The following is a 23,346-nucleotide window of genomic DNA, read 5'->3' on the forward strand; positions in this document are numbered from 1 at the left end:
GAAAGGAATCACACGCCCCATGCGCCGCACCCTTGCTCTGACCGCCCTCACCGTCTGCTCCGCGGCAATCCTCACCGCCTGCGGTGGCGACAGCGACACCGCCGCCTCCGAGACGACGTCCGCCTCCGCTTCCGTGGCGGCGAGGACGACCGCCGCCACCGCCCCCGGCAGCCGCGTGTTCTCGGTCGCCGACAACCCGCAGACGGCCGCCGACTACCTGGCCTACCTGCGCGCGAACAACCAGACCGTCACCGACGACGACCTCGCGGTCCATCAGGCCGGCGAGATCTGCACCGCCCTCGACGCAGGCAAACCCCTCGACCAGGTCCGTGAGGAGTGGACGCCGATGCTCACCAACGACGGCGTCTACCCGTACATCATCGGCGCGATCACGCGGTACTGCCCCGATCACGAGAACGTCCTCAATTAGGAGGCGCTTCGCGCCCGTGCGTGGTTAACGAGTCTCTGCACTCGCCAACCGCGCACGGGCGGCGGAGCCGCCCCTGCGGGAATACCTGGACGCCGCGGGTGTTACACACCATGAAGTAGTTGAACAATCAATTACCTGAGTACGAGGAGACACCCCATGCCTGCCGTGACGGTCGACAACATCCTTGCCCTGCCGCGTATCGACGCACCCGCTCCCGGCGCCGTCGACCGCCCGGTCCGTTCGCTCACCACTGCACCTGTCGGCTACGAGGGCGAAGGCTTCCCGGTTCGCCGCGCGTTCGCGGGCATCGACCTGCCTGCCCTCGACCCGTTCATCCACATGGACCAGATGGGTGAGGTCGACTACGCACCCGGTGAACCCAAGGGCACACCGTGGCATCCGCACCGCGGCTTCGAGACCGTCACCTACATGATCGACGGCATCATGGAGCACCAGGATTCCAACGGCGGCGGCGGGACCATCGGCGGCGGCGACACCCAGTGGATGACCGCAGGCGGCGGCATCCTGCACATCGAGACCCCGCCCGAGCACCTGGTGATGAGCGGTGGCCTGTTCCACGGCGTCCAGTTGTGGGTGAACCTGCCGCGCGACAACAAGATGGCCGCACCCCGGTACCAGGACATCACCGGCCAGAAGGTGACCCTGCTGTCCTCGACGGACGGCGGCGCGCTCGTTCGCGTGATCGCCGGCGACGTGGACGGACACCACGGACCCGGGTCCACGTACACGCCGATCAGCCTCGTCCACGCGACGATCGCTCCGGGCGCCAGCTTGACGCTGCCGTGGAACCCCGAGTTCAACGCGCTCGCCTACGTCCTCGCGGGTGAGGGGCTCGTCGGTTCGGAACGCCGTCCGATTCGCATGGGCCAGACGGCCGTCTACGGACGCGGTGACACGCTGACGATCGCCGCGGCCGACACCCAGGATTCGCGGACCAAGTCCTTCGAGGTGTTCCTCCTCGGCGGCAAGCCGATCCGCGCGCCCGTCGCGATGGCCGGACCGTTCGTCATGAACACCAAGGCCGAGGTGCTGCAGGCGTTCGAGGACTTCCAGGCCGGGCGCCTGGGTTCCGTTCCCGCAGCGCACGAAACGCTCGACTGACCCCATGTGAGTGGCAAAGCGTGCCGGGGCACACTTTGCCACTCACGTGCGGAAGCCCTGCACGACAGTCGGTTCGGCGCCCGATCAGGGGCGCCGGATCTTCGCGTCGATGCGATGGATACGCAGGTCGTCCTGCGGGATCCGGAACGTCTCGACCACCCGGACCGTCACGAGGGTGCGGCCGAACAGTCCGGCGTCGAGGAGGTAGTCGACGGTGACGTTTTCGCCGTCGACCGACCACACACAGTCGCGGATCGCCCGGATCACCCGGTACTGGGGGCCGCCGGACAGGCTTCGGCGCAGGTGATTTCCGGAGAATGCCGTCTTCAGCCCCATCTCGTACCGCACGGCCCGCGGCTCGATGGGCACCGTGTTGCCGTCGTGGCTGAGCAACGCGTCCAGGTAGGCCCGGGCGACATCGACCTGTGTGTTCATGTCAGTAGTCGAACACTTCGGCCGCGGCGAGCACCAGCGTTTCCGCGTCGTCGCAGCTAGGCGCGGACGCCGCCACGGACGCCGTCAGCCGATTGCTGCGTTTGTCCCGTTCGCTCACCGGACTCGACGGCAGGTTCGTGTCGAACACCGCACCCGGGTAGAAGTAGTAGTGACATTCGAGTGCGTCCCGGAAGTACGTGAACGTCTCGCCGTCGAGTTCGATCACTTCGGGGCCGCCGGTCTGCGTCGGTTCGGGCGACAGCGCCAGTTGCACGGACGCCGCGTCGCCGCCGCGGAGCGTCAGGAGACATTCGTAGGGACGACTGCCCGGGGAGAACGTTTCGACGCCTCGGCCCGACATATTCTCGACCACCCTGCACGGATCCTGCTGTGCGAGAGGGATATCCGAACGCACCGGTACCGGGGTGCGCAGCCGGTCCGCGACCGATCCGAGGACGGTGCGGGCCTCCGCGCAGTCGTCGCCGGCGGCGGAGTCACCCGTTCCGCCTGCCCCGTCGAGATACGACACGTGCCCCCACCGCCCCGAGCCGGTGGCGTCGTCCGGCACTCCGGGAACCGGGGGCAGCGAGAAGTAGAGCGTGCACGTGCCCGGGAGCGCGCCGACCGCGGGACGCACCTCGATTCCCGACGTCGCCTCGCCGGCACCGGTTTCCTCCGTGGGTTCGCGTTCACCCACCGTCACCTCGACCCAGACGGGGTTGGCGGGCGTGCCGCGGGGAGGCACCAACTCGGCGTGGCAGGTCGACAGATCGCCGACGGGACCGAACGCGGTGACCTGCCCGAGCGAGGCGACCAGACTTTCGTCGAGCAGGCCGCACGGCGTGATGTCGCGGGCCGCGGCGGCAACGGCCAACTCGACGCGGCTGTGATCGCTGACCGGCAGGCCGTAGATCGGCTCGCCGACCCCGGCGACGCTCGGCGCCCCCTCGACCACCCCGGCGCACGACGCGAGCAGCGCCGCAAAAAGTGCGGCCACCAGCGGTGTTACCACCGTCGCGCTGCGGCCCACCGCTGTCTCCTCACTCGGACTTCGAACCCCGGCACGCGAACGATGGTGCCCGGAGTACAGTGCTGAGTATGCAGCGCGCACTCCTCCTTGGTTGCCGCGACGGGGTCTGATCCAGACTGGCTTCCCGTCGCGGGGTTTCTCGTGCGCCGGTCGACACAGCCGTTGGACTCAGAAAGTCCACATCGAACCTGGAGATCAATCCCATGTCCCCCGCTGACGCCTTTACCTCCGGAACGCGCACCATCACGCCGCCTTCCAAGCCTGCTCCCTCCGATCAGCCGGAGTGGAACACGCAGAAGAATTCGTCGATGCCGACGTTCCGCTACCGCTCCTTCTCCGAAGAAGTGGAGCCGGTGTCGCTGCCGGACCGCTCGTGGCCCGACAAGATCATCGACCGCGCGCCGCAGTGGTGCGCGGTCGACCTCCGTGACGGCAACCAGGCGCTGATCGACCCGATGAGCCCCGCCCGCAAGCGCCGCATGTTCGAACTGCTGGTGCGGATGGGCTACAAGGAGATCGAGGTCGGCTTCCCGTCGGCGAGCCAGACGGACTTCGACTTCGTCCGCGAGATCATCGAAGACGGCGCGATCCCGGACGACGTCACCATCCAGGTGCTCACGCAGTCCCGGCCGGAACTGATCAAGCGCACGTTCGAGGCCTGTGAGGGCGCGAACAAGGTGATCGTCCACTTCTACAACTCGACGTCCATCCTGCAGCGCCGGGTGGTGTTCAAGGCCGAGCGCGAGGTGATCAAGAAGATCGCGACCGACGCGGCGACCCTGGCGCTCGAAGAGGCGAAGAAGTACCCCGACACGCAGTGGCGCTGGGAATACTCCCCCGAGTCGTACACCGGCACGGAACTCGAGTACGCCAAGGAGGTCTGCGACGCCGTCACCGAGGTGCTGCAGCCGACGCCGGCGAACCCGGTGATCCTGAACCTGCCCGCCACCGTCGAGATGGCGACGCCCAACGTGTACGCCGACTCCATCGAGTGGATGCACCGCAACCTGGCCCGCCGCGACTCGGTCATCCTGTCGCTGCACCCCCACAACGACCGCGGCACCGGCGTGGCCGCCGCCGAGCTGGGCTACCAGGCCGGCGCCGACCGCATCGAGGGCTGCCTGTTCGGTAACGGTGAGCGCACCGGAAACGTCTGCCTGGTCACGCTCGGACTCAACATGTTCACCCGGGGCGTCGACCCGCAAATCGACTTCTCGAACATCGACGAGATCCGCCGCACGGTCGAGTACTGCAACCAGCTGCCCGTCCACGAGCGTCACCCGTACGGCGGCGACCTCGTGTACACCGCGTTCTCCGGCAGCCACCAGGACGCGATCAACAAGGGCCTCGACGCCATGAAGTTCGACGCCGACTCGCAGGACGCGGACGTCGACGACATCCTGTGGGCGGTTCCCTACCTGCCGATCGACCCCAAGGACGTGGGCCGCACGTACGAGGCCGTGATCCGCGTCAACTCGCAGTCCGGCAAGGGCGGGGTCGCGTACATCATGAAGGCAGATCACGGGCTGGTGCTGCCGCGTCGCCTGCAGATCGAGTTCTCGCAGGCCGTCCAGCGGATCACCGACGGCGAGGGTGGCGAGGTGTCGCCCAAGGAGATGTGGGACGTCTTCCACGAGGAGTACCTGGCTCCGATCACACCGCTCGAGCGGATGAAGCAGAAGGTCACGGCGTCCGAGGAGGACGGCGGCACCGACTCCATCACCGCGACCGTGAAGGTCGACGGCAAGGAGCACGAGATCTCGGGTTCGGGCAACGGCCCGCTCGCCGCGTTCGTCGACGCGCTCGCCACGATCGATTTCGACGTGCGTGTTCTCGACTACTCCGAGCACGCCATGTCGGCCGGGGACGACGCCCAGGCGGCCGCGTACGTCGAGTGCGCGGTGACCGCTCCCGACGGACGGAACACCGTGGTCTGGGGTGTCGGCATCGCGACGTCGATCACCACCGCGTCGCTGCGCGCCGTCGTCTCGGCGGTCAACCGGGCGCACTGACCGCTTTCCGACCCTCGCTGCCGCAGGCGCGCACCACGCGCACCTGCGGCAGCGTCGTTTCCGGCCACGTCGTTTCCGGCCACAGAAAGCGGCTCCCTCCGGGCGCCGGGTGACTACCCTGGTAACGGAGTCCACACCGGACCCGAACCGCCTCGGACCCTTCGGGGGGCGTCGTGAATCTGGCATTTCAACAGCATCTTCCGGTCCGTCCGTTTCCGGCCCGGCGCCGCCCCAAGGGCAGCTTCTTCTACAAGATGATCACGACGACGGATCCCAAGGACCTGGGGATTCTGTACCTGATCACGTCGTTCGTGTTCTTCATGGCCGGCGGTCTGATGGCCCTGCTGATCCGCGGCGAACTCGCCGTACCGGGTCTGCAGTTCCTGTCGAACGAGCAGTACAACCAGCTGTTCACGATGCACGGCACGATCATGCTGCTGCTGTACGCGACGCCGATCGTGTTCGGGTTCGCCAACTACATCCTGCCGCTGCAGATCGGCGCCCCCGACGTCGCGTTCCCCCGTCTCAACGCGTTCAGTTACTGGGCGTTCCTGTTCGGCGGCACCATCGCGATCGCGGGATTCATCACCCCGGGGGGCGCCGCGGACTTCGGGTGGACCGCGTACTCGCCGCTGACGAGCGCGCTGCATGCGCCGGGTGTCGGCGCCGATCTGTGGATCATGGGGCTGGCGCTGTCCGGTCTCGGCACCATCCTCGGCGGCGTCAACATGATCACCACCGTCATCTGCCTGCGGGCCCCGGGCATGATCATGTTCCGGATGCCGATCTTCACGTGGAACATCTTCATCACCAGCATCCTGATCCTGGTGGCGTTCCCGATCCTCACCGCCGCCCTGATGGGCCTGTTCGTCGACCGCCACCTGGGCGGCAATCTGTACGACCCGGCCACCGGCGGCGTGCTGCTGTGGCAGCACCTGTTCTGGTTCTTCGGCCATCCGGAGGTGTATATCGTCGCGCTGCCGTTCTTCGGCATCGTGTCGGAGATCTTCCCGGTCTTCAGCCGCAAACCGCTCTTCGGGTACAGCGGGCTCGTCTACGCGACGATCGCCATCGCCGCCCTGTCGATCGCGGTGTGGGCGCACCACATGTACGCGACGGGCGCGGTGCTATTGCCGTTCTTCTCCTTCATGACGTTCCTGATCGCGGTGCCCACCGGGGTGAAGATCTTCAACTGGATCGGCACCATGTGGAAGGGGCAGCTGACGTTCGAGACCCCCATGCTGTTCTCGCTCGGCTTCCTCATCACGTTCATCTTCGGCGGCCTCACCGGCGTCATCCTCGCGAGCCCGCCGCTGGACTTCCACGTCACCGACAGCTACTTCGTGATCGCCCACTTCCACTACGTGCTGTTCGGGACGATCGTCTTCGCCACGTACGCGGGCATCTACTTCTGGTTCCCGAAGATGACGGGCCGCATGCTCGACGAGCGTCTCGGCAAATGGCATTTCTGGACCACGTTCACCGGTTTCCACGGCACGTTCCTCGTCCAGCACTGGCTCGGCGCCGAGGGGATGCCGCGCCGCTACGCCGACTACCTGCCCTCGGACGGCTTCACCGTCCTCAACTCGGTCTCCACCGTGTTCGCGTTCGTCCTGGGCGCGTCGACCGTGCCGTTCGTCTGGAACGTCTTCAAGAGCTACCGCTACGGCGAGGTGGTCACGGTGGACGATCCGTGGGGGTTCGGCAACTCCCTCGAGTGGGCGACGACGTGCCCGCCGCCGCGGCACAACTTCACCGAGCTGCCACGCATCCGCTCCGAGCGTCCCGCGTTCGAACTGCACTATCCGCACATGGTCGACCGGATGCACCGCGAGGCACACGTCGGCGTGCGGGGGGCGGTGGCGCACGCGACCGAACCCGCGGGCGCCGACCCGAAGGTGAACCGCCAGTAACTTCCGCGTGAAAGTTCCCTTCCCCGAGAGCTTCTCGAGGAACCGGACGAAAACGACTCTGTGACAACGGGTTGCAGATACATGTCCGGAGGACGCCCTGTTCGGCGGAATTCCGGCCTCATTACTCCGCCGTAGGGTCGACACGCAAGTCATTGAACGCTTGACAAGCAGATCGGGGCCTCGCAGAAGTTACGCGCGGGTACATATTTTCGACGTTATGCTCGCATTCCCCGAGCATCGGTCCCGCAATGGCGCAGGTCCGACGATCGCGTTCGGGGCGCCCCTGGAGGTAGTCAAGTGGGTTGTGCAGGGGTGCACGTGTCCGCGAAGGCGGCACCCAGTCCTCGGCGGACATGGCCTTGGCCATCGAAACACTCTGCGGATCAATGAGTTTTACGGAAACGGAGCGATAACAGATGTTCAAGCGAATAGCGATAGTCAACCGCGGCGAAGCGGCGGTCCGCCTGATTCGTGCGGTGCGCGAACTGAACGCCGAGCACAACTACGGCATCCGCACGATCGCACTGCACACCGAGGCAGAACGCCGCGCGATGTTCGTTCGGCAGGCCGACGAGGGTGTGTGCTTGCGCACAGTCAAGACCGGCACCGCCTACCTCGATCACGCCGAGCTGGCCCGCGCACTGCGCGAGAGCAAGGCCGACGCCGTGTGGGTCGGCTGGGGCTTCGTCGCCGAGGATCCCGCGTTCGTCGAGGTCTGCGAGCAGCTCGGCATCACGTTCATCGGCCCGCCCGCCGAATCGATGCGCCTGCTGGGTGACAAGGTGGAGGCCAAGCTCCTCGCCGAGAAGGTGGAGGTCCCGGTCGCGCCGTGGAGCGGCGGCCCCGTCGCCACCCGCGCCGACGCCCGCCGTCACGCCCAGGCCATCGGCTACCCGCTCATCATCAAGGCCCGCTCCGGTGGTGGTGGCCGCGGTATCCGCAAGGTGTGGTCCGAGGACGAACTCGAAGTCGCGCTCGAACGCACCCAGGGTGAGGCCCAGCGGTCCTTCGGCGACCCCGTCGTGTTCATCGAACGACTGGTCACCGACGCACGCCACGTCGAGGTACAGGTGATTGCCGACAACTTCGGCAACGTCTGGGCTCCCGGTGTGCGCGACTGCTCCATCCAGCGCAAGAACCAGAAGGTCATCGAGGAGTCCAGCTCCCCGCTCCTCACCGCCGAGCAGTCGAACCACCTGCGCACCGTCTCCGCAGAGCTCGTGCGCGCCGCCGGCTACCGCGGCGCCGGCACGGTCGAGTACCTGTACCAGCCCGAGCAGAAGACGTTCACGTTCCTCGAGGTCAACACCCGCCTCCAGGTCGAGCACCCCATCACCGAGGCCACCACCGGCATCGACCTGGTGAAGCTGCAGATCCTCGTCGCGAGCGGTGAGCCGCTGGTCGGCGACTGCCCGCCCGAGTTCGGTCACGCCGTCGAGGCCCGCCTCAACGCGGAGGACGCCGCCAACGGCTTCGCTCCCGCGCCCGGCGCCGTGCAGCTGCTCAAGTTCCCGCTCGGCAGCGGTCTCCGCGTCGACACCGGCATCGCCCAGGGCGACGTCATCCCGCCCGACTACGACTCGATGGTCGCCAAGGTCATCGCCTGGGGTCGCGACCGCTCCGAGGCGCTCGCGCGTCTGCGCACCGCCCTTCGCGAGACCACGGTCGTGCTGCAGGGCGGCACCACCACCAAGTCGTTCCTGCTGGACCTGCTGGACCGCGAAGAGGTCATCTCGGCGTCCGCGGACACCGGCTGGCTGGACCGCACCGACGCAGGCAACTCCAACGTCCCGTCCCGGACCGCGGACGTCGCCCTGATCGCCGCCGCCATCGACGTCTACGACGCCGAGGAGAAGCTCGAGCGTGAGGCGTTCCTCTCGTCCGCTCGCGGTGGACGCCCCCGCGCCGGTCACGCCATCGGCCGCAAGGTGGAGCTCAGCTACCAGGGCCAGGCCTACGGACTCACCGTCACGCAGGTCGGTGCCCACAGCTACCGCGTCGACGGGGACGCCCCCGAGACCGAGGTCGAGGTCGACCGCCTCAGCGAGTTCGAGAGCCGCCTGGTGATCGGCGACCGCCGCCACCACGTCGTCTCCGTCGCAGGCCGCGCCCAGTACCTCGTCGAGGTCGACGGCATCAGCCACCAGATCAGCCAGGACGAGGCCGGCGTCGTCCGCGCACCGGCTCCCGCAGTCGTGGTCGCGGTGCCCGTGTCCGTCGGCGACGAGGTCGAGGTCGGCGCCACGCTGGTCGTCCTCGAGAGCATGAAGATGGAGACCGCGGTCCGCGCCCCCGTCGCAGGCCGGGTGCGGGAAGTTCTCGCCATGGTCAACTCCCAGGTCGACGCCGGAACGGCGCTGCTGCGCGTCGAGGAGAGCTCCGAGGAGTCCACCGCTCCGAAGTCGCCTCGCGTCCAGTTCGATCTCGGTGCTCCCGCTTCGCACGGGAACACCCGGGCCGACGCCCTCGAGCAGATCGACGCACTCGCCGCACTGCTCACCGGTTACGACGTCAGCGCGAAGCGCGCCGGAGTGCTCCTCGCCGATTACGAGAAGCTGCGCGCCGAGATCGCGGGCGACCCGGATCTCGTGCAGGCGGAACTCGCCCTGCTGAACACGTTCGCGGACATCTGCGAGATCGGACGTAACCGTCCGACCGCCGCCGAGGAGGACGGTGACGAGCGCGTCCACAGCCCGCGCGAGCACTTCCACACCTACCTCCACACCCTCGACGTCGAGCTCGAAGGCCTGCCCGAGTCGTTCACGACCCGGCTGTCGCGGGCGCTGCGTCACTACGACGTCACCGACCTCGAGCGCACCGCCGAGCTGGAGGAGGCGGTCTACCGCCTGTTCCTCGCGCAGCAGCGCATGGACAACCAGGTTCCCGTCATCGCCGCCCTGCTCGATCGGTGGCTGAACGACGGCAACGCTCCCGGCCGTGCACCCAGCGGACTCGGCGAGGTCCTGGACCGGCTGATCATCGCCACCCAGGTCCGTTACCCGGTGATCGGCAACGTCGCCCGCAACGTGCGGTTCCGGTTCTTCGACGAGCCGCAGATCCGCAAGGCCCGCGAGCAGGTCTACGACGGTGTCCGCGGCAGCCTCGAGTACCTCGCCGAGCGTCCCGACGCCGCCGACTACCAGGAACGTCTCGAGGCCCTGGTCGCCACCCCGCAGTCGCTGACCGAGCTCCTCGGGCAGCGGATCGCCCGCAAGAGCACGACCGTCGGGCCGCTGCTCGAGGTCGTCACCCGTCGCTACTACGACATCCGCACGCTCGAGGACGTCACGTCCTTCGACCGCAACGGACGGCGTTTCGTCACCGGCAACTTCGATCTGCTCGGCGAGCGCCTGAACCTGGTGTCGGCCGTCGCCGAGTACGCCGAACTGCCCGGCGCACTCGACGAGATCGGTGCCGTTGCCGCGGAGAACCCCGACAACCTCGTCCTCGACCTCTACCTGTCGTGGACCGCACCGCCCGCCGACCCGAACACGATGTCCGAGGACCTGCGGAAGGCGCTGGCGGCGCTGCCGCTGGCCGCAACCTGCCGCCGGGTCACGGTGTCCGTCTTCGGCGGAACCGACATGGACGTCCGCAAGTTCACGTACCGCCCGGACGCAGGTGTCCTCGCGGAAGAGAAGCTGATCCGGGACATGCACCCGCTCACCGGCCAGCGACTCGACCTGTGGCGTCTGAAGAACTTCGACGGCACCCGCCTCCCCGCGGTCGCCGACACGTTCCTGTTCAACCTGGTCTCGCGCGAGAACCCCACCGACGAACGCCTCATCGCGCTCGCCGAGATCCGCGACATCACGCCGGTCCGCAACGAGGACGGCCAGGTCATCGGTGTTCCCGCCGCGGAACGCGTCCTGCAGTCGTGCCTCGACGGCATCCGCCGGGCGCAGGCCACGCGCGGCAGCAAGCGCAAGCTCGACGCCAACCGCGTCGTGCTGTACGTGTGGCCGAAGATCGACGTCCCGGTCGAGGACCTCGAGGCGTTCGCCCGGGTCGCGGCACCGCTCACCGCGGGCGCCGGACTCGAGGAGATCACCGTGATCGCCCGGCTCCAGGGCGAGCCCGGCACGGAGTCGCGGGAGAAGGCTCTGCGCTTCTCCTACCGGACCGGCGCCGGCGTGGTCGTCAAGGTCACCGAGCCGCCGACCGAGCCGCTGCAGCCGCTCGACGCGTACACGCAGAAGGTCCGCAGCTCACGCGCCCGCGGCACCGTCTACCCGTACGAGCTGATCCCGCTGCTCACCGGCCGCGACGGCAGCTTCGTCGAGCACGACCTGGACGAGTCGGGTCAGCTGGTTCCCGTCGAGCGTCCGTACGGTCAGAACAAGGCCGGCCTCGTCGTCGGTCTGGTCACCGCCCGCACCGACCGGCATCCCGAGGGAATGACCCGCGTCGCGCTGTTCGGCGACCCGACGAAGGCCCTCGGCACCGTCGCGGAAGCCGAGTGCGCCCGCCTCGTCGCCGGTGTGGACCTGGCCGAGAAGCTGGGTGTTCCGGTCGAGTGGTTCGCGCTGTCGTCCGGCGCGACGATCTCCATGGACAGCGGCACCGAGAACATGGACTGGGTGTCCCGCGGCCTGCGTCGCCTCATCACGTTCACGCAGAACGGTGGCGAGGTCAACGTGATCGTGGCCGGGATCAACGTCGGTGCGCAGCCGTACTGGAACGCCGAAGCCACGATGCTGATGCACACCAAGGGCATCCTCGTCATGACGCCGGACAGCGCCATGGTGCTCACCGGTAAGAACTCGCTCGACTACTCGGGTGGCGTCTCGGCCGAGGACAACTTCGGCATCGGTGGTTACGACCGCGTGATGGGCCCCAACGGTGAGGCGCAGTACTGGGCGCCGAACCTGCCCGCCGCGTGCGAGATCCTGTTCGCGCACTACGACCACGCGTACGTCGTTGCCGGAGAACGCTTCCCGCGCCGGGCTCAGACCAGCGACCCGATCGGGCGCGACGTGCGGTCCTTCCCGCACATCCACCCGTCCAGCGACTTCACCACGGTCGGCGACATCTTCTCCGCGGAGACGAACCCGGAACGCAAGAAGCCGTTCGACATTCGCACGGTGATGCGTTCGCTCGTCGACCAGGACCACGCGGTGCTGGAGCGGTGGGCCGACATGGCGGACGCCGACACGTCCGTCGTGTTCGACGCGCACCTCGGCGGTTACCCGGTGAGCGTCATCGGCATCGAGTCGCGGGCCATCGCCCGTAAGGGATGGTCGCCGGCCAACGGTCCCGACCAGTGGACTGCGGGAACACTGTTCCCGCAGTCGTCGAAGAAGACGGCCCGGGCGATCAACGCCGCCAGCGGCAGCCGTCCGCTCGTGGTGCTGGCCAACCTGTCCGGCTTCGACGGTTCCCCGGACTCGCTGCGGCACATCCAGCTCGAGTACGGCGCCGAGATCGGCCGCGCCATCGTCAACTTCGACGGCCCGATCGTGTTCTGCGTCGTCTCCCGTTACCACGGTGGCGCGTTCGTGGTGTTCTCCGGAGCACTGAACGACAACATGGAGGTACTGGCGGTCGAGGGTTCGTTCGCCTCGGTCCTCGGTGGTGCCCCCGCCGCGGCCGTGGTGTTCACCCGCGAGGTCAACTCTCGGGTGGCCGCCGACCCGTCGATCCGGGAGCTCGAGGCCAACCTGGCAGGCGCCCAGAACGACGCCCAGCAGGCTCACCTGCGGGTGGAGCTGGCGGCCCAGCAGGCTGCGGTGCGCAACGAGAAGCTCGGTGAGGTCGCGGCCGAGTTCGAGGCCGTGCACAACATCCAGCGGGCACAGCGGGTCGGCTCCGTCGACGCCGTCATCCCGGCCGTCGAGCTGCGTCCGTACATCATCGGTGCGGTCGAGCGCGGCATGCGCCGGGCGGTCGAAGCAGGCAAGTAGTCCCCACCCGAACGGCCGCGGCACCTACCGGTGTCGCGGCCGTTCGGCGTTTCCGCCACCGCGGGCGGGGCTCCTGCTCCGACCGCATTTCACCTGTTTCGGATGACGCGGGTGCCCCGGCCCGGTGCGATAGTCAGCGCAGAGTGAATTCGACTGTGAATGGAGCGCTGCAATGGACTCTTTCTGGGACTTTCTCTGGGTGATCATCGTCACCTTCGGCTTCGTGGCCTACCTGATCCTGTTGTTCTCCATCATCACCGACCTGTTCCGCGACCATAAGACGTCGGGCTGGGTGAAGGCCATCTGGATCATCTTCCTGTTCTTCGTCCCGCTGCTGACCGCGCTCGTGTATCTCATCGTCAAGAGCGACGGCATGGCCCAGCGGTCGATGGCGGCCGCGCAGGAGGTGAAGCAGGCCCAGGACAGCTACATCCGTTCGGTGGCGGGCAAGTCCTCCGCCGAGCAGATCGCGGACGCGAAGGCCCTGCTCGACGCGGGCACCATCACTCAGCAGGAGTACGAGACGCTGAAGGCCAAGGCGCTGGCCTGACCCGCACCGTCACCGTCGAAGGCCCGCCCCGGTGCGGGCCTTCGTGCTGTCGGGTCAGTCCGCGATCCGCGCCGCGACGTCCCGGAACGCCTGCAGTACCGTCGCCACCGCGGGAACGTCGTCCGCTGCCGGCCGCCGGGCCAGCTCATAGATGCGGGCCGCCCGCACCCCGGCCAGCGGCAGCTGGACCACCGAGCGGTTCGTCACCGCATGGCGGGCCAGCAGGGCCACGCCGTGACCGCCGGCGACGAGTTCCTCGATGACGCGGAAGTCGTTGATGCGCATCACCACATGCGGCTGCACACCGGTTGCGGCGGCCACCGACATCAGCACGTCGTCGACGGGGAACCCGCCGCGCACACTGATCCACCGCTCGTCCGCCAACTGGTCCGGGCGGACCGCATCCTGTCCGGCGAGCGGGTGGCCGGGCGGCAGGATGAGGTCGATGGGTTCGCGCATCAGCGGTTCGGCAGTCACCCGCGGCGAGGACGTGTCCGGGGCCCGCTCGTCGCGATGCGTCAGCACCACGTCGTAATCGGCGAGCAGGGTGGGCACCGCGGCGGCGGGCAGGTCCTCGTCGCGCGCCTGCACGTCCACCCCGCTGCCCGCGAGCGCGTCCAGCAGTCCGGGCAGCAGCAGCGCGGCACCGGACGGGAACAGCGCCACCCGCACCCGGCCGCGCGGCGAACCGCGGTAGGCGCTCATCTCCGCCGCCGCACGGTCCAGCGCGGCCACGACGTCGTCGGCGCGGACGACGAGGGCCTGACCGGCATCCGTGAGCCGCAACCGGCGACCGGCAGGTTCGAGCAGGGTCACCCCGGCCTCCCGCGAGAGGATCTTGAGCTGCTGCGACACCGCCGACGGCGTCATCGACAACGCCTGCGCGGTCGCCGCCACCGTCCCGCGGTCCGCCAGCTCGCGCAGCACACGCAACCGGGTCGCATCCATGTAGCAAAACTACATCGATGATGCACTTTAATGCGCTTGTCCTGATTGTTTCCGGCCCTCACGATGGAATGCATGACCTCCCGCGACCGGCTGCTCGGACTCACCGTCGTCGTCCTGTGGGGGCTCAACTTCCTCGCCATTCGCGCGGGCCTCGATCACTTCCCGCCGTTCTTCTTCGCCGCGCTGCGATTCTTCGTCATCGCGATCCCGGTGATCCTGTTCGTTCCCCGGCCGCAGGTCCCTCTGAAGTGGCTGCTGGTGTACGGCCTCGGGTTCGGCGTCTGCCAGTTCGCCTTCCTGTTCTGGGCCATGCACGTCGGGATGCCCACCGGGCTGGCGTCGCTGGTGCTGCAGTCCTCCGCGCCGTTCACCGTGGTCCTCGGCGCGGTCCTGCTACGGGAACGGCTGCGGCCGACGCAGGTGTGCGGACTGCTGGTGGCGATGGCCGGGATGACGCTCATCGGCTGGGACCGCGCCCAGCACGCCGCGCTGCTGCCGGTGGCCCTGACGCTGCTCGCGGGACTGTCGTGGGCGCTGGGCAACATCGGCAACCGCAAGGCCGCGTCGGACCAGCCGATGCGCCTGATGCTGTGGATGTGCGTCATTCCGCCGCTGCCGATGCTGGCGCTGTCGATCGGTGTGGAGGGTCCGTCGGCCGGCTGGAACTCCCTGACGTCGTCGCTGGAGGGCAACGGCCCGCTCGCGCTCGCGGGCCTTGCCTACATCGTGATTCTCGGCACGGTCGCGGGCTCGGGTCTGTGGACGGCACTGCTCAGCCGGTACCCCGCCGGGACGGTCGCGCCGTTCTCCCTGCTGGTTCCCATCGTCGGGATCGGGGCGTCCTGGCTGGTGCTGCACGAGGAGCCGAGCGTCCTGTCGCTGATCGGTGGGGCCGTCGTCATCGCCGGTGCTGCCGCCACCCAGGTGAGTGGCAAGGTGCGTCCGAGCACACTTTCGCACTCACCTGCCCCCGCGCGAGTCGGCGTCTGACCGGACCCTGTGCAAAACTCGCGGAGTGAGTACTGGAACTGGGATCACGACGCGTGGCAAGGTCGCCCTGCGGGCAGCGGCGGCGGCCTCGTGGGCGTCGCAGAAGGCAGGCCGCGGCAAAGGCTCGATGATCGGCGGACTGATCGCCCTGAAGATCGACCCGACACTGATGGAGCAACTCGGCGCAGGCCGACGCACCGCAGTGATCACCGGCACCAACGGCAAGTCCACCACCACCCGGATGACCGCGGCGGCGCTTTCCACCCTCGGTGAGGTCGCAACGCAGGCGGACGGCGCCAACATGGACGCCGGCATCGTCGCGGCGCTCAGCACCCGCGTCCACGCACCCCTCGCCGCCCTCGAGGTCGACGAACTCCACGTCCCGCACGTCAGCGACGCCGTCAACCCCGAGGCCCTGGTCCTGCTCAACCTCAGCCGCGACCAGCTCGACCGGGTCGGCGAGATCAACATGATCGAACGCAAACTCCGCGCCTGCGTCGCCGCACACCCGGAAGCCGTCGTGATCGCCAACTGCGACGACGTCCTCGTCACCTCGGTGGCCTACGACGCGAAGAACGTCGTCTGGGTCGCCGCGGGCGGCGGATGGGCCAGCGACGCCGCCAGCTGTCCGCGCACCGGTGAACCCATCGTGTGGGAGGGCTCGCACTGGCGCAGCACCGGTTCCGACTTCGCGCGCCCGACCCCCGACTGGTGGCTGGACGACGAAAACCTGTACGGGCCCGACGGTCTGAAGATCCCGATGACCCTCGCCCTCCCCGGACGCGCCAACCGCGGCAACGCCGCGCAGGCCGTCGCCGCGGCGGTCGCGATGGGCGCGAAGGCGGAGGACGCCGTCGCCGCGGCGGCCACCGTCCAGGAGGTCGCGGGCCGCTACAGCACCGTCGAGGTCGGGTCGCACTCCGTGCACATGCTGCTCGCCAAGAACCCCGCCGGCTGGCAGGAAGCGCTGTCGATGATCGACCCGACCGTCGACGGACTCGTGATCGCCGTCAACGGGCAGGTCCCCGACGGCGAAGACCTGTCCTGGCTGTGGGACGTGCGGTTCGAGCACTTCGAGGGCGTCAAGGTGGTCGCCGCCGGCGAACGCGGCACCGACCTGGCCGTCCGCCTCACATACGCCGGCGTCGAGCACACGCTCGACCCGAACCCGTTGCGGGCCATCGCGTCCTGCCCACCCGGACGCGTCGAGGTGCTCGCCAACTACACCGCCTTCCGCGACCTGAACACCGCCATCGCGAAGGAGGCGCGCAATGCCTGACTCGACCGTACGCATCGGCCTGGTACTGCCCGACGTGATGGGCACCTACGGCGACGGCGGCAACGCCCTGATCCTCCGGCAACGACTGCGCATGCGCGGATACGACGCGGAGATCGTCGAGATCACGCTGAACGACCCGGTCCCGGAGTCCCTCGACGTCTACACGCTCGGCGGTGCCGAGGACTCGGCGCAGCGCCTCGCCACCCGGCACCTCGCCAAGTACCCCGGTCTGCAGAAGGCCGCCGAACGCGGCGCCCCCGTCCTGGCGATCTGCGCCGCGATCCAGGTGCTCGGAAACTGGTACGAGACGTCGAGCGGCGAACGCGTCGACGGCGTCTCGATGCTCGACGTCACCACGTCCCCGCAGGCGACGCGGTCCATCGGTGAAGTGATCACGAACCCGCAGATGGACGGGTTGACGCAGCCGCTCACCGGGTTCGAAAATCACCGCGGCGGTACCACACTCGGTGCCGACGCCCGCGGTCTCGCCCGGGTCACGCACGGTGTCGGCAACGGCGTCGGGGACGGGCTCGAAGGCGTCGTCCAGGGTTCCGTCATCGGCACGTACATGCACGGACCCGCGCTCGCCCGTAATCCCGAACTCGCCGACCTGCTGTTGAAGCGGGCGCTGGGCGTCGACGAACTCGCCCCCCTCGACCTGCCCGAGGTCGAGCAGCTGCGCCGGGAGCGCCTGCGCGTCTAGGCACGTGAGTGGCAAAGCGTCGTCCCGCACTCCTTCCCACTCACCTCCGCACGTGAGTGGGAAAGAGTGGCCGGGCACTCTTCGTCACTCACGTGGGCAGGCCGGACAGCGACGCGACGTATCGGCCCAGCCTTCGCGGACCAACACCCGGCGCACTTCCTCGAACACCCCGCAGGGGTCGCGGGTCGTCTCCTCCCACCCGTAGACCAGTCGTGGACGATCGGCGAGCTCCGCCGCGTTGTCGCGGCGGCGGTCACGGAAGCGGGACTGTTGCGCGCTGTGGTACTGCTGCCCGTCGAGCCGGACGATCAGCGGCACACCCCAAGGGCTGTAATCGACGTCCTCGTACAGAATCCGGCCGTCCACGACGTGTGGCATCTGCCGTTTCCCGTTCGGCAGCCCGTGGGCCCGTTCGACGTCGAGTGCGTAACGATGTTCGAGGGCCGATTGAACGCCGTCGCCGAGCAGCGTCACGGCGTCGGCGATGTCGGTCGCATACCGGTGTGGACGCCGGACCTCGAGTTTCCGCCGGAGCACCTCGACGTGGACCTTGCCACTGGTGGCGGCCTCGATGAATCGCAGGGCCGCATCCCGCGGGGTGGCCTCGGCCACCGCGAGGTCGATCACCGTGTCGGCCAACGATGTCCGTGGCCGGAGATACGGGACCGAGATGTGCTCGAACGCGCGGGACCGATGGACCACGGCGCCGCCGTGAACGAGTGCGTTGCCGGCCGAGGTCGGGCGCGGCCCGCCTGGCGCGCGGACCGTCGGCCCCTGGTTCACGGCCGAGCAGTTGTATGGGACGGTGATGTGGACCGGCGCCGACGGGTCGTCGACGCGGACCATTCCCCATTCCTCGGCCGCGGTCCGGTGACTCAGGATCGCCGGCCGCCGTACAGGAGTGCGGCGGAGAGGGCCATCGGGCGGGTGAGCGGGCCGTTGGTGACCGCGATGACGCGCGGCAGCACCCGCAACCACTGGCCGGTCACGACTCGATGCCGGAGTGCGGTGGCATTGACGCCGTACGCCCGGAGTTGTGCGGTGGTGACGACGCCGTCCTGGGCGTCGAGAATGGCCTGCCATGATTCGTGTTCCATGCCCGGAACGGTGTCGACTCGCCCCGACAAGAATCGCCCCGACGAACCACTCTTTCCACAGCCTGTGGATAACCCATGTGAGTGAGAAGAAGCCCCTCGATACGCATTGGCACTCACGTGTGGGTGCAACCGAGGAGTTGCAGAACGTGGGAAACAGTGCAACCATGGAGTTGCATATCAACCGTCGTCGAAAAAGGTGGCCCACCATGGACGCATCGAGCAGCATCACCAGGACCGTTGTCGTGAACGCCCCGAGATCAGCGGTGTGGGCGGCGATCACGGACCCCGACAAGATCAGCCAGTGGTTCGGGCAGCGCACGTCGCTCGACCTCAGTGTCGGCGGCAAGGCAGCCTTCACGTGGGACGAGCACGGCACCGCCCACGCCGTCGTCACGGAGGTCGACGAACCGAACGCGTTCGGCTTCCGCTGGGCCGCCGACATCGACGCCGATCCGGTGATCGGCAACTCCACCCTGGTGCGGTTCACACTGTCCGAGCACGCCGCCGGCACCGAACTGACCGTCGTCGAGACCGGATTCGACACCCTCGACCGCGACGTCGCCGACCAGAAGCGGGCCCGCGAGGGCAACGTCCAGGGCTGGCACGCCGAACTCGACGAGCTGGTCGCATATCTGCACGGCGTGAAGGCATGACAGTGGGCACGTACGCCGAACTGGCCTCGGTGTTCGCGGCGCTGTCCGACGAGACCCGCTGGGAGATCCTCACCGAACTCGGGCGGGCCGACCAGTCGGCGTCGTCGCTCGCCACCCGGCTCCCGGTGTCGCGGCAGGCCATCGCGAAGCACCTGAATGCGCTGCAGGCCTGCGGATTGGTGGAGTCGGTGAAGGTGGGCCGCGAGATCCGCCACCGCGCGCTGGGCGCGGAGCTCAGCAAGACGGCACGGACGCTGGAACGGATCGGCGCCGAGTGGGATCGCCGGCTGGCCGCCATCAAGCAGATCGCGGAATCGATGGAGGAGTAAAGACCCCCAGACAGGGGTTCGGCCGGGAATGCTTCTGCATTCTCGGCCGGATCTCTGCTTCTCGAGTTTTCTCTGCTCACAGGTACATTTCCTCGATCCGCATCACTGACGATACACGTGAGTGATCTACGTCACAAGTGGCTCCATCGGACTTTTCTTCATCCGATCGTGGCCCGGGAGGGCGAGGGAGACCGCGAACACCAGGACCGCCAGCACCGCGCACACCCCGTAGGCGATCGAGAATCCGGCGGCCGAGGCGACACCGCCCACCATGCTCGCCGCCAGGACCGTCGCGACCACCGCGCTGCACATGGTCGTACCCATCGTCCGCAGCAGCACGTTGACGCCGTTGGCCGCGGCCATCTGCGTGGACGGCACGGCCCGGACGATCAGCATCGGCAGCGTGCTGTACACCAGCGCGGTACCGACGGCCGCGACGCCGAGTGCCGCGATCACCATCCACAGTTCCTTGTGCGGCACGGTGTGCAGCGCGTAGCCGAGGACGAGGCAGATCGCGCCCGACAGGATCGTCACCTTCGACCCGTAGCGTTCGGACACCCGGGCCCCGACCTGCGCGAACACGATCATCGACAGACTCGTCGGCAGCTGGCACACCGCGGCCTGCAGGATCGTCAGACCGTAGCCGGCGTCCCCGCGCGGCGCCTGAAGCAGCTGCGTGGTGATGAGGGCGTTTCCGTAGAACGCGAAACCGACGAGCAGCGCCGTGACATGCGGCAGCAGCACCGACCGTCGCGCCGACACCCGCAGGTCCACCAGCGGGTTGCGGTTGCGCAGCTGCTGATATCCCCACAGCGCGAACAGGAACACCGCGGACGCGAACATGCCCAGCACCGCGGGACTACCCCAGCCCCAGGAGCTGCCCTGCGTGATCGGGACGAGCAGGCAGACGAGGGCCGCGGTCAGACCGACGGCGCCGACACCGTCGAACCGCCCACCCGACCGCACGTCGGACTCGCGGATGAACAGCACCGCGGCGGTGGTGACCGCGAGCCCGATTCCCGCGATGACCCAGAAGAGGACGTGCCAGTTGGAGTACTCGGCGACGGAGGCCGCGAACGGCAGTCCGAGCGCGGTGCCGATCCCGAGCGTCGAGCTCATCATGGCGATGGCGCCGTTGACCTTCTCCCGCGGCAATTCGTCGCGGAGGATCGAGATTCCGACCGGGATGACGGCGGCGCCTGCCCCCTGCAGTCCCCGCGCGAAGATCAGGAACGCGATATCGGACGTGACGGCGCAGATCAACGCTCCGAGCGTCATGAAGACGAAGGCGACGAGCAGCATCCGCTTCTTGCCGAACATGTCGGCGAGCCTGCCGAAGATCGGGGTGACGACCGCGCCGACCAGGAGGGTGGTGGTGATCAGCCAGGACACCGACGTCTGACTCGCGCCGGTGAACGTCGGCATGCTGGGCAGCAGGGGCACCATGACGGTCTGCAGGACGGCCTGGAACACGCCCGCGAACGCGAGAATCGGGAAGAGGTAACGCGATCCGCCGGCAGAGTCCGGCCGTGCGACCGGCTGATCCGCAAGCGCCGACAGTGGGCGCGGCAACGAGATCGTCAAGCGTCACCCCTTGCACAGCTGGTAAATGGTTGTTCACCACATTAGGTGAACAACCATTTACCCCGCAAGCCGGACAATCCGCCCTCAGCCGTCGAGCAACTCCTGCACCAGCGGGGCGTAGTGCGCCACCACCTCTTCCGGGGTACCCGTCGCGTGTTCCTGCATCATCTTGCGACGCATGACGGCGAGACCCGTCAGCATCGACATCACCAGTTCGGCGCGCAGCCGGGCATCCGGCCCGGGCAGTCGTTCGGCCAGCGCGTCGATCATCTGCGCCGAATAGTTGGCGCGGAGCTTGCGGCTGCTCTCCTCGCTCGGCCCGCTCATGAACAGGATGTTCAGCGACAGCGGCTTGTACGGTTCGAGCGGCCGCGCGAACATCGACACCATCCGCTCACCGAGACCGTCCAGCGGACCGCTGAACACGATCTCCGCGGCGGCACGGAAATCGACGAGCGCGTCGAACAACTGCTCCTTCGACCCGAAATACTTGATGATCAGCGGTGCGCTGACCCCGGCGTCCTCGGCGATGTCCTTGAGCGTGATCTCCCGGTAGGGACGCGTCGCGAACGCCCGGCCGGCAGCGTCGACGATCAGCGACCGCGACTGCTCGGCCGTCCGCTTCACCGGCGCGGCAGTGCCCGGATCCGACGTCACAGCGTGCGTCTCCCCGACAACGCCCTGCCCAGGGTGAGCTCGTCGGCGAACTCGAGGTCGCCGCCCATCGGCAGACCCGACGCGAGCCGGCTGACCGTCAGACCGGGGAAGTCCCGCAGCATCCGCACCAGATACGTCGCGGTGGCCTCCCCCTCGGTGTTGGGGTCGGTCGCGATGATCACCTCGGAGACGTCGACACCGTCCTCCTGATTGCCGATGCGCGCCAGCAGCTCCCGGATACGGAGCTGATCGGGGCCCACCCCGGACAGCGGATCCAGCGCGCCGCCCAGAACGTGATAGCGGCCCTTGAACTCGCGTGTGCGCTCGACGGCCTGGACGTCCTTCGGCTCCTCGACCACACAGATCACCGTGCGGTCACGGCGCGGATCGGCGCAGATGCGGCAGTGCTCCTTGTCGGAGACCGTGCCGCACACCACGCAGAACTGGACGCCGTCGCGCACCCGCTGCAGCGCATTCTTGAGCCGGTCGATCTCCGGCGGTTCGACGCTGAGCAGGTGGAACGCGATGCGCTGTGCGCTCTTCGGCCCGACGCCGGGCAGCTTGCCGAGCTCGTCGATCAGATCCTGAACCGGACCTTCGTACACGCCGGGCCTCTAGAAACCGGGGAGACCGGGCAGGCCTCCCCCACCGAATCCACCCGCGAGCGGACCGAGCTTTTGCGCCGCGATCTCCTGCGCCTTGTTCGACGCGTCCTCGATCGCACCGATCACGAGGTCCTGCAGAGTCTCCACGTCGTCGGGATCGACGACCTTCGGATCGATCTTCAGACCGACCACTTCACCTGTCCCCTTGACCGTCGCGGTCACGAGTCCGGCACCGGCCTGCCCGGTGACCTCGGCCTCGGCCATCTCCTGCTGGGCGGCCATCAGCTGCTGCTGCATCTGCTGTGCCTGCGCGAGGAGCGCCGACATGTCGGGTTGTCCACCTGGTTGCACTGACGTGGTCCTTTCTGCTGTTTCCCCTGCCAGCGTAGACCGTGACCGTCAGCGCGGTCCGGCGCCGACGCCGTCGTGGGACTCACGCCGACGGCGCCGGAGCGAACCGGCGTCGCGTCAGGCGAGTTCGCGCTCCAGGTTCGCCAGCACCTGCCCCTGGATCTTCTTCAGACCCAGCGGGGCGAACGTCTTCTCGAAGAAGCCGCCGATGCCGCCCGCGCCCTTCCACTCGGTGGTCGTGGTGACCGTCGAACCGCTGCCGCTCGGGGCGACGACCCAGGTGGTGACGAGCGACGAGTTCGCGTCCGTCTCGGTGATCGTGTTGCCCGCCACGGTGACCGTGGCCTTGATGTCGCGCGACCGCTTCTCCGTGGCCTTCAACGTCCACTGCGCGACGGTGCCGCCGCCCTGCCCACCCTCGAGGACGCGGTAGTCCAGGTACTGCTCCGAGAGGATGCGCGGACGCACCGTCTCGTAGTCCGTCAAAGCCGTGAGCGCCTTCTCCGGTGTGGCTGCGACGGTGATCGAACTGCTCGCGCTGACCTGGCCCACTGTTCTGACTCCTCTTGTACGATTTGTACGAAACTGCTTCCTCCTCTCATCCTGCCTTCCGTCCGCGAGTCCGGGCGATGACGTGGCAATCTATTGTGAGGTAGCTCACTTCGACGTGGTTACGACCCGCACATTGATGAGACATTTGTGTGAATCTTCGGTCGACCGCGCCGATATGCGTGGCTTGAAGCCGCGGAGAGGGA

19 protein-coding genes and 1 pseudogene are annotated in these 23,346 nt (G+C 68.1%); 11 read left to right on the forward strand and 9 right to left on the reverse strand.

Annotated features, from left to right (window positions below):
• Window positions 1-19: 19 nt before the first annotated feature.
• Together WKC72_RS00845 and WKC72_RS00850 are read left to right on the forward strand one after the other, a co-directional pair.
• Entirely contained in the window at window positions 20-430 is a 411-nt protein-coding gene (locus WKC72_RS00845; RefSeq protein WP_037229225.1) for a DUF732 domain-containing protein, read from the forward strand.
• A gap of 156 nt (window positions 431-586) precedes the next feature.
• Window positions 587-1,552, forward strand: coding sequence for a pirin family protein (locus WKC72_RS00850; RefSeq protein WP_370181491.1), 966 nt, complete (start codon window positions 587-589; stop codon window positions 1,550-1,552).
• Between the two features lie 84 nt (window positions 1,553-1,636).
• On the opposite strand, the gene WKC72_RS00855 is transcribed toward WKC72_RS00850, so the two are convergent.
• Together WKC72_RS00855 and WKC72_RS00860 are read right to left on the reverse strand one after the other, a co-directional pair.
• Window positions 1,637-1,987 (reverse strand): hypothetical protein, encoded by a 351-nt coding sequence (locus WKC72_RS00855; protein ID WP_037229231.1) that lies wholly within the window; start codon window positions 1,985-1,987, stop codon window positions 1,637-1,639.
• A 1-nt stretch (window position 1,988) separates the two neighbouring features.
• Complete coding sequence (locus WKC72_RS00860; protein WP_112301698.1) at window positions 1,989-3,017, reverse strand: hypothetical protein; 1,029 nt, start codon at window positions 3,015-3,017, stop codon at window positions 1,989-1,991.
• A gap of 203 nt (window positions 3,018-3,220) precedes the next feature.
• Here WKC72_RS00860 and leuA point away from each other — a divergent pair, with 203 nt between their 5' ends.
• The 4 genes from leuA to WKC72_RS00880 all read left to right on the forward strand — a co-directional run bounded on the left by leuA (window position 3,221) and on the right by WKC72_RS00880 (window position 13,395).
• Complete coding sequence (leuA, locus tag WKC72_RS00865) at window positions 3,221-5,029, forward strand: 2-isopropylmalate synthase (RefSeq protein WP_037229237.1); 1,809 nt, start codon at window positions 3,221-3,223, stop codon at window positions 5,027-5,029.
• 173 nt (window positions 5,030-5,202) lie between these two features.
• Complete coding sequence (ctaD, locus tag WKC72_RS00870; protein WP_009477278.1) at window positions 5,203-6,942, forward strand: cytochrome c oxidase subunit I; 1,740 nt, start codon at window positions 5,203-5,205, stop codon at window positions 6,940-6,942.
• 416 nt (window positions 6,943-7,358) lie between these two features.
• On the forward strand, window positions 7,359-12,845 hold the full coding sequence (locus WKC72_RS00875; RefSeq protein WP_268791932.1) for a biotin carboxylase N-terminal domain-containing protein: 5,487 nt from the start codon (window positions 7,359-7,361) through the stop codon (window positions 12,843-12,845).
• 172 nt (window positions 12,846-13,017) lie between these two features.
• The gene (locus tag WKC72_RS00880) at window positions 13,018-13,395 is read left to right on the forward strand and encodes an SHOCT domain-containing protein (RefSeq protein WP_037229244.1); all 378 of its coding nucleotides are present in this window, start codon (window positions 13,018-13,020) and stop codon (window positions 13,393-13,395) included.
• 54 nt (window positions 13,396-13,449) lie between these two features.
• Here WKC72_RS00880 and WKC72_RS00885 read toward each other — a convergent pair whose 3' ends face one another.
• Window positions 13,450-14,343: a LysR family transcriptional regulator gene (locus tag WKC72_RS00885; RefSeq protein WP_037229251.1), complete on the reverse strand. Its 894-nt coding sequence runs from the start codon at window positions 14,341-14,343 to the stop codon at window positions 13,450-13,452.
• 72 nt (window positions 14,344-14,415) lie between these two features.
• On the opposite strand from WKC72_RS00885, the gene WKC72_RS00890 reads away from it, so the two are divergent.
• From WKC72_RS00890 to WKC72_RS00900, 3 genes are read left to right on the forward strand one after another with little or no spacing between them, the layout of a single operon-like run.
• Entirely contained in the window at window positions 14,416-15,333 is a 918-nt protein-coding gene (locus tag WKC72_RS00890; protein ID WP_112301697.1) for an EamA family transporter, read from the forward strand.
• A gap of 25 nt (window positions 15,334-15,358) precedes the next feature.
• A complete protein-coding gene (locus WKC72_RS00895; protein WP_037229260.1) occupies window positions 15,359-16,612 on the forward strand; it encodes a MurT ligase domain-containing protein in 1,254 nt (417 codons plus the stop codon).
• Window positions 16,605-17,315: a type 1 glutamine amidotransferase gene (locus WKC72_RS00900; RefSeq protein ID WP_268791936.1), complete on the forward strand. Its 711-nt coding sequence runs from the start codon at window positions 16,605-16,607 to the stop codon at window positions 17,313-17,315. Before WKC72_RS00895 ends, WKC72_RS00900 begins: the two co-directional genes overlap by 8 nt.
• An 84-nt stretch (window positions 17,316-17,399) precedes the next feature.
• On the opposite strand, the pseudogene WKC72_RS00905 reads toward WKC72_RS00900, so the two are convergent.
• Window positions 17,400-18,412 (reverse strand): annotated as a pseudogene (locus WKC72_RS00905) (hypothetical protein).
• Window positions 18,413-18,618: 206 nt separating this feature from the next.
• Here WKC72_RS00905 and WKC72_RS00910 point away from each other — a divergent pair.
• On the forward strand, window positions 18,619-19,065 hold the full coding sequence (locus WKC72_RS00910) for an SRPBCC family protein (RefSeq protein ID WP_037229267.1): 447 nt from the start codon (window positions 18,619-18,621) through the stop codon (window positions 19,063-19,065).
• Window positions 19,062-19,394, forward strand: coding sequence for an ArsR/SmtB family transcription factor (locus tag WKC72_RS00915; protein ID WP_370181492.1), 333 nt, complete (start codon window positions 19,062-19,064; stop codon window positions 19,392-19,394). The genes WKC72_RS00910 and WKC72_RS00915 overlap by 4 nt, the downstream gene beginning before the upstream one ends.
• A 126-nt stretch (window positions 19,395-19,520) precedes the next feature.
• Here WKC72_RS00915 and WKC72_RS00920 read toward each other — a convergent pair whose 3' ends face one another.
• From WKC72_RS00920 to WKC72_RS00940, 5 genes are all read right to left on the reverse strand, one after another.
• Window positions 19,521-20,978 carry an MFS transporter gene (locus WKC72_RS00920; RefSeq protein ID WP_037229275.1) on the reverse strand — a complete coding sequence of 486 codons (1,458 nt, stop codon included), beginning with the start codon at window positions 20,976-20,978 and terminating at the stop codon, window positions 19,521-19,523.
• A gap of 84 nt (window positions 20,979-21,062) precedes the next feature.
• Window positions 21,063-21,635, reverse strand: a complete 573-nt coding sequence (locus WKC72_RS00925) for a TetR family transcriptional regulator (protein WP_005248642.1) — start codon at window positions 21,633-21,635, stop codon at window positions 21,063-21,065.
• Complete coding sequence (recR, locus tag WKC72_RS00930; RefSeq protein WP_005248644.1) at window positions 21,632-22,240, reverse strand: recombination mediator RecR; 609 nt, start codon at window positions 22,238-22,240, stop codon at window positions 21,632-21,634. The genes WKC72_RS00925 and recR overlap by 4 nt, the downstream gene beginning before the upstream one ends.
• Window positions 22,241-22,249: 9 nt before the next feature.
• Window positions 22,250-22,591, reverse strand: a complete 342-nt coding sequence (locus WKC72_RS00935) for a YbaB/EbfC family nucleoid-associated protein (RefSeq protein ID WP_370181493.1) — start codon at window positions 22,589-22,591, stop codon at window positions 22,250-22,252.
• 117 nt (window positions 22,592-22,708) lie between these two features.
• Entirely contained in the window at window positions 22,709-23,143 is a 435-nt protein-coding gene (locus WKC72_RS00940; protein WP_370181494.1) for an SRPBCC family protein, read from the reverse strand.
• Window positions 23,144-23,346 lie beyond the last annotated feature (203 nt).

Origin of the sequence: Rhodococcus wratislaviensis (genome assembly GCF_041228765.1) — a bacterium.
In the GTDB taxonomy this organism is placed as follows: Bacteria; Actinomycetota; Actinomycetes; order Mycobacteriales; family Mycobacteriaceae; genus Rhodococcus_F; species Rhodococcus_F wratislaviensis.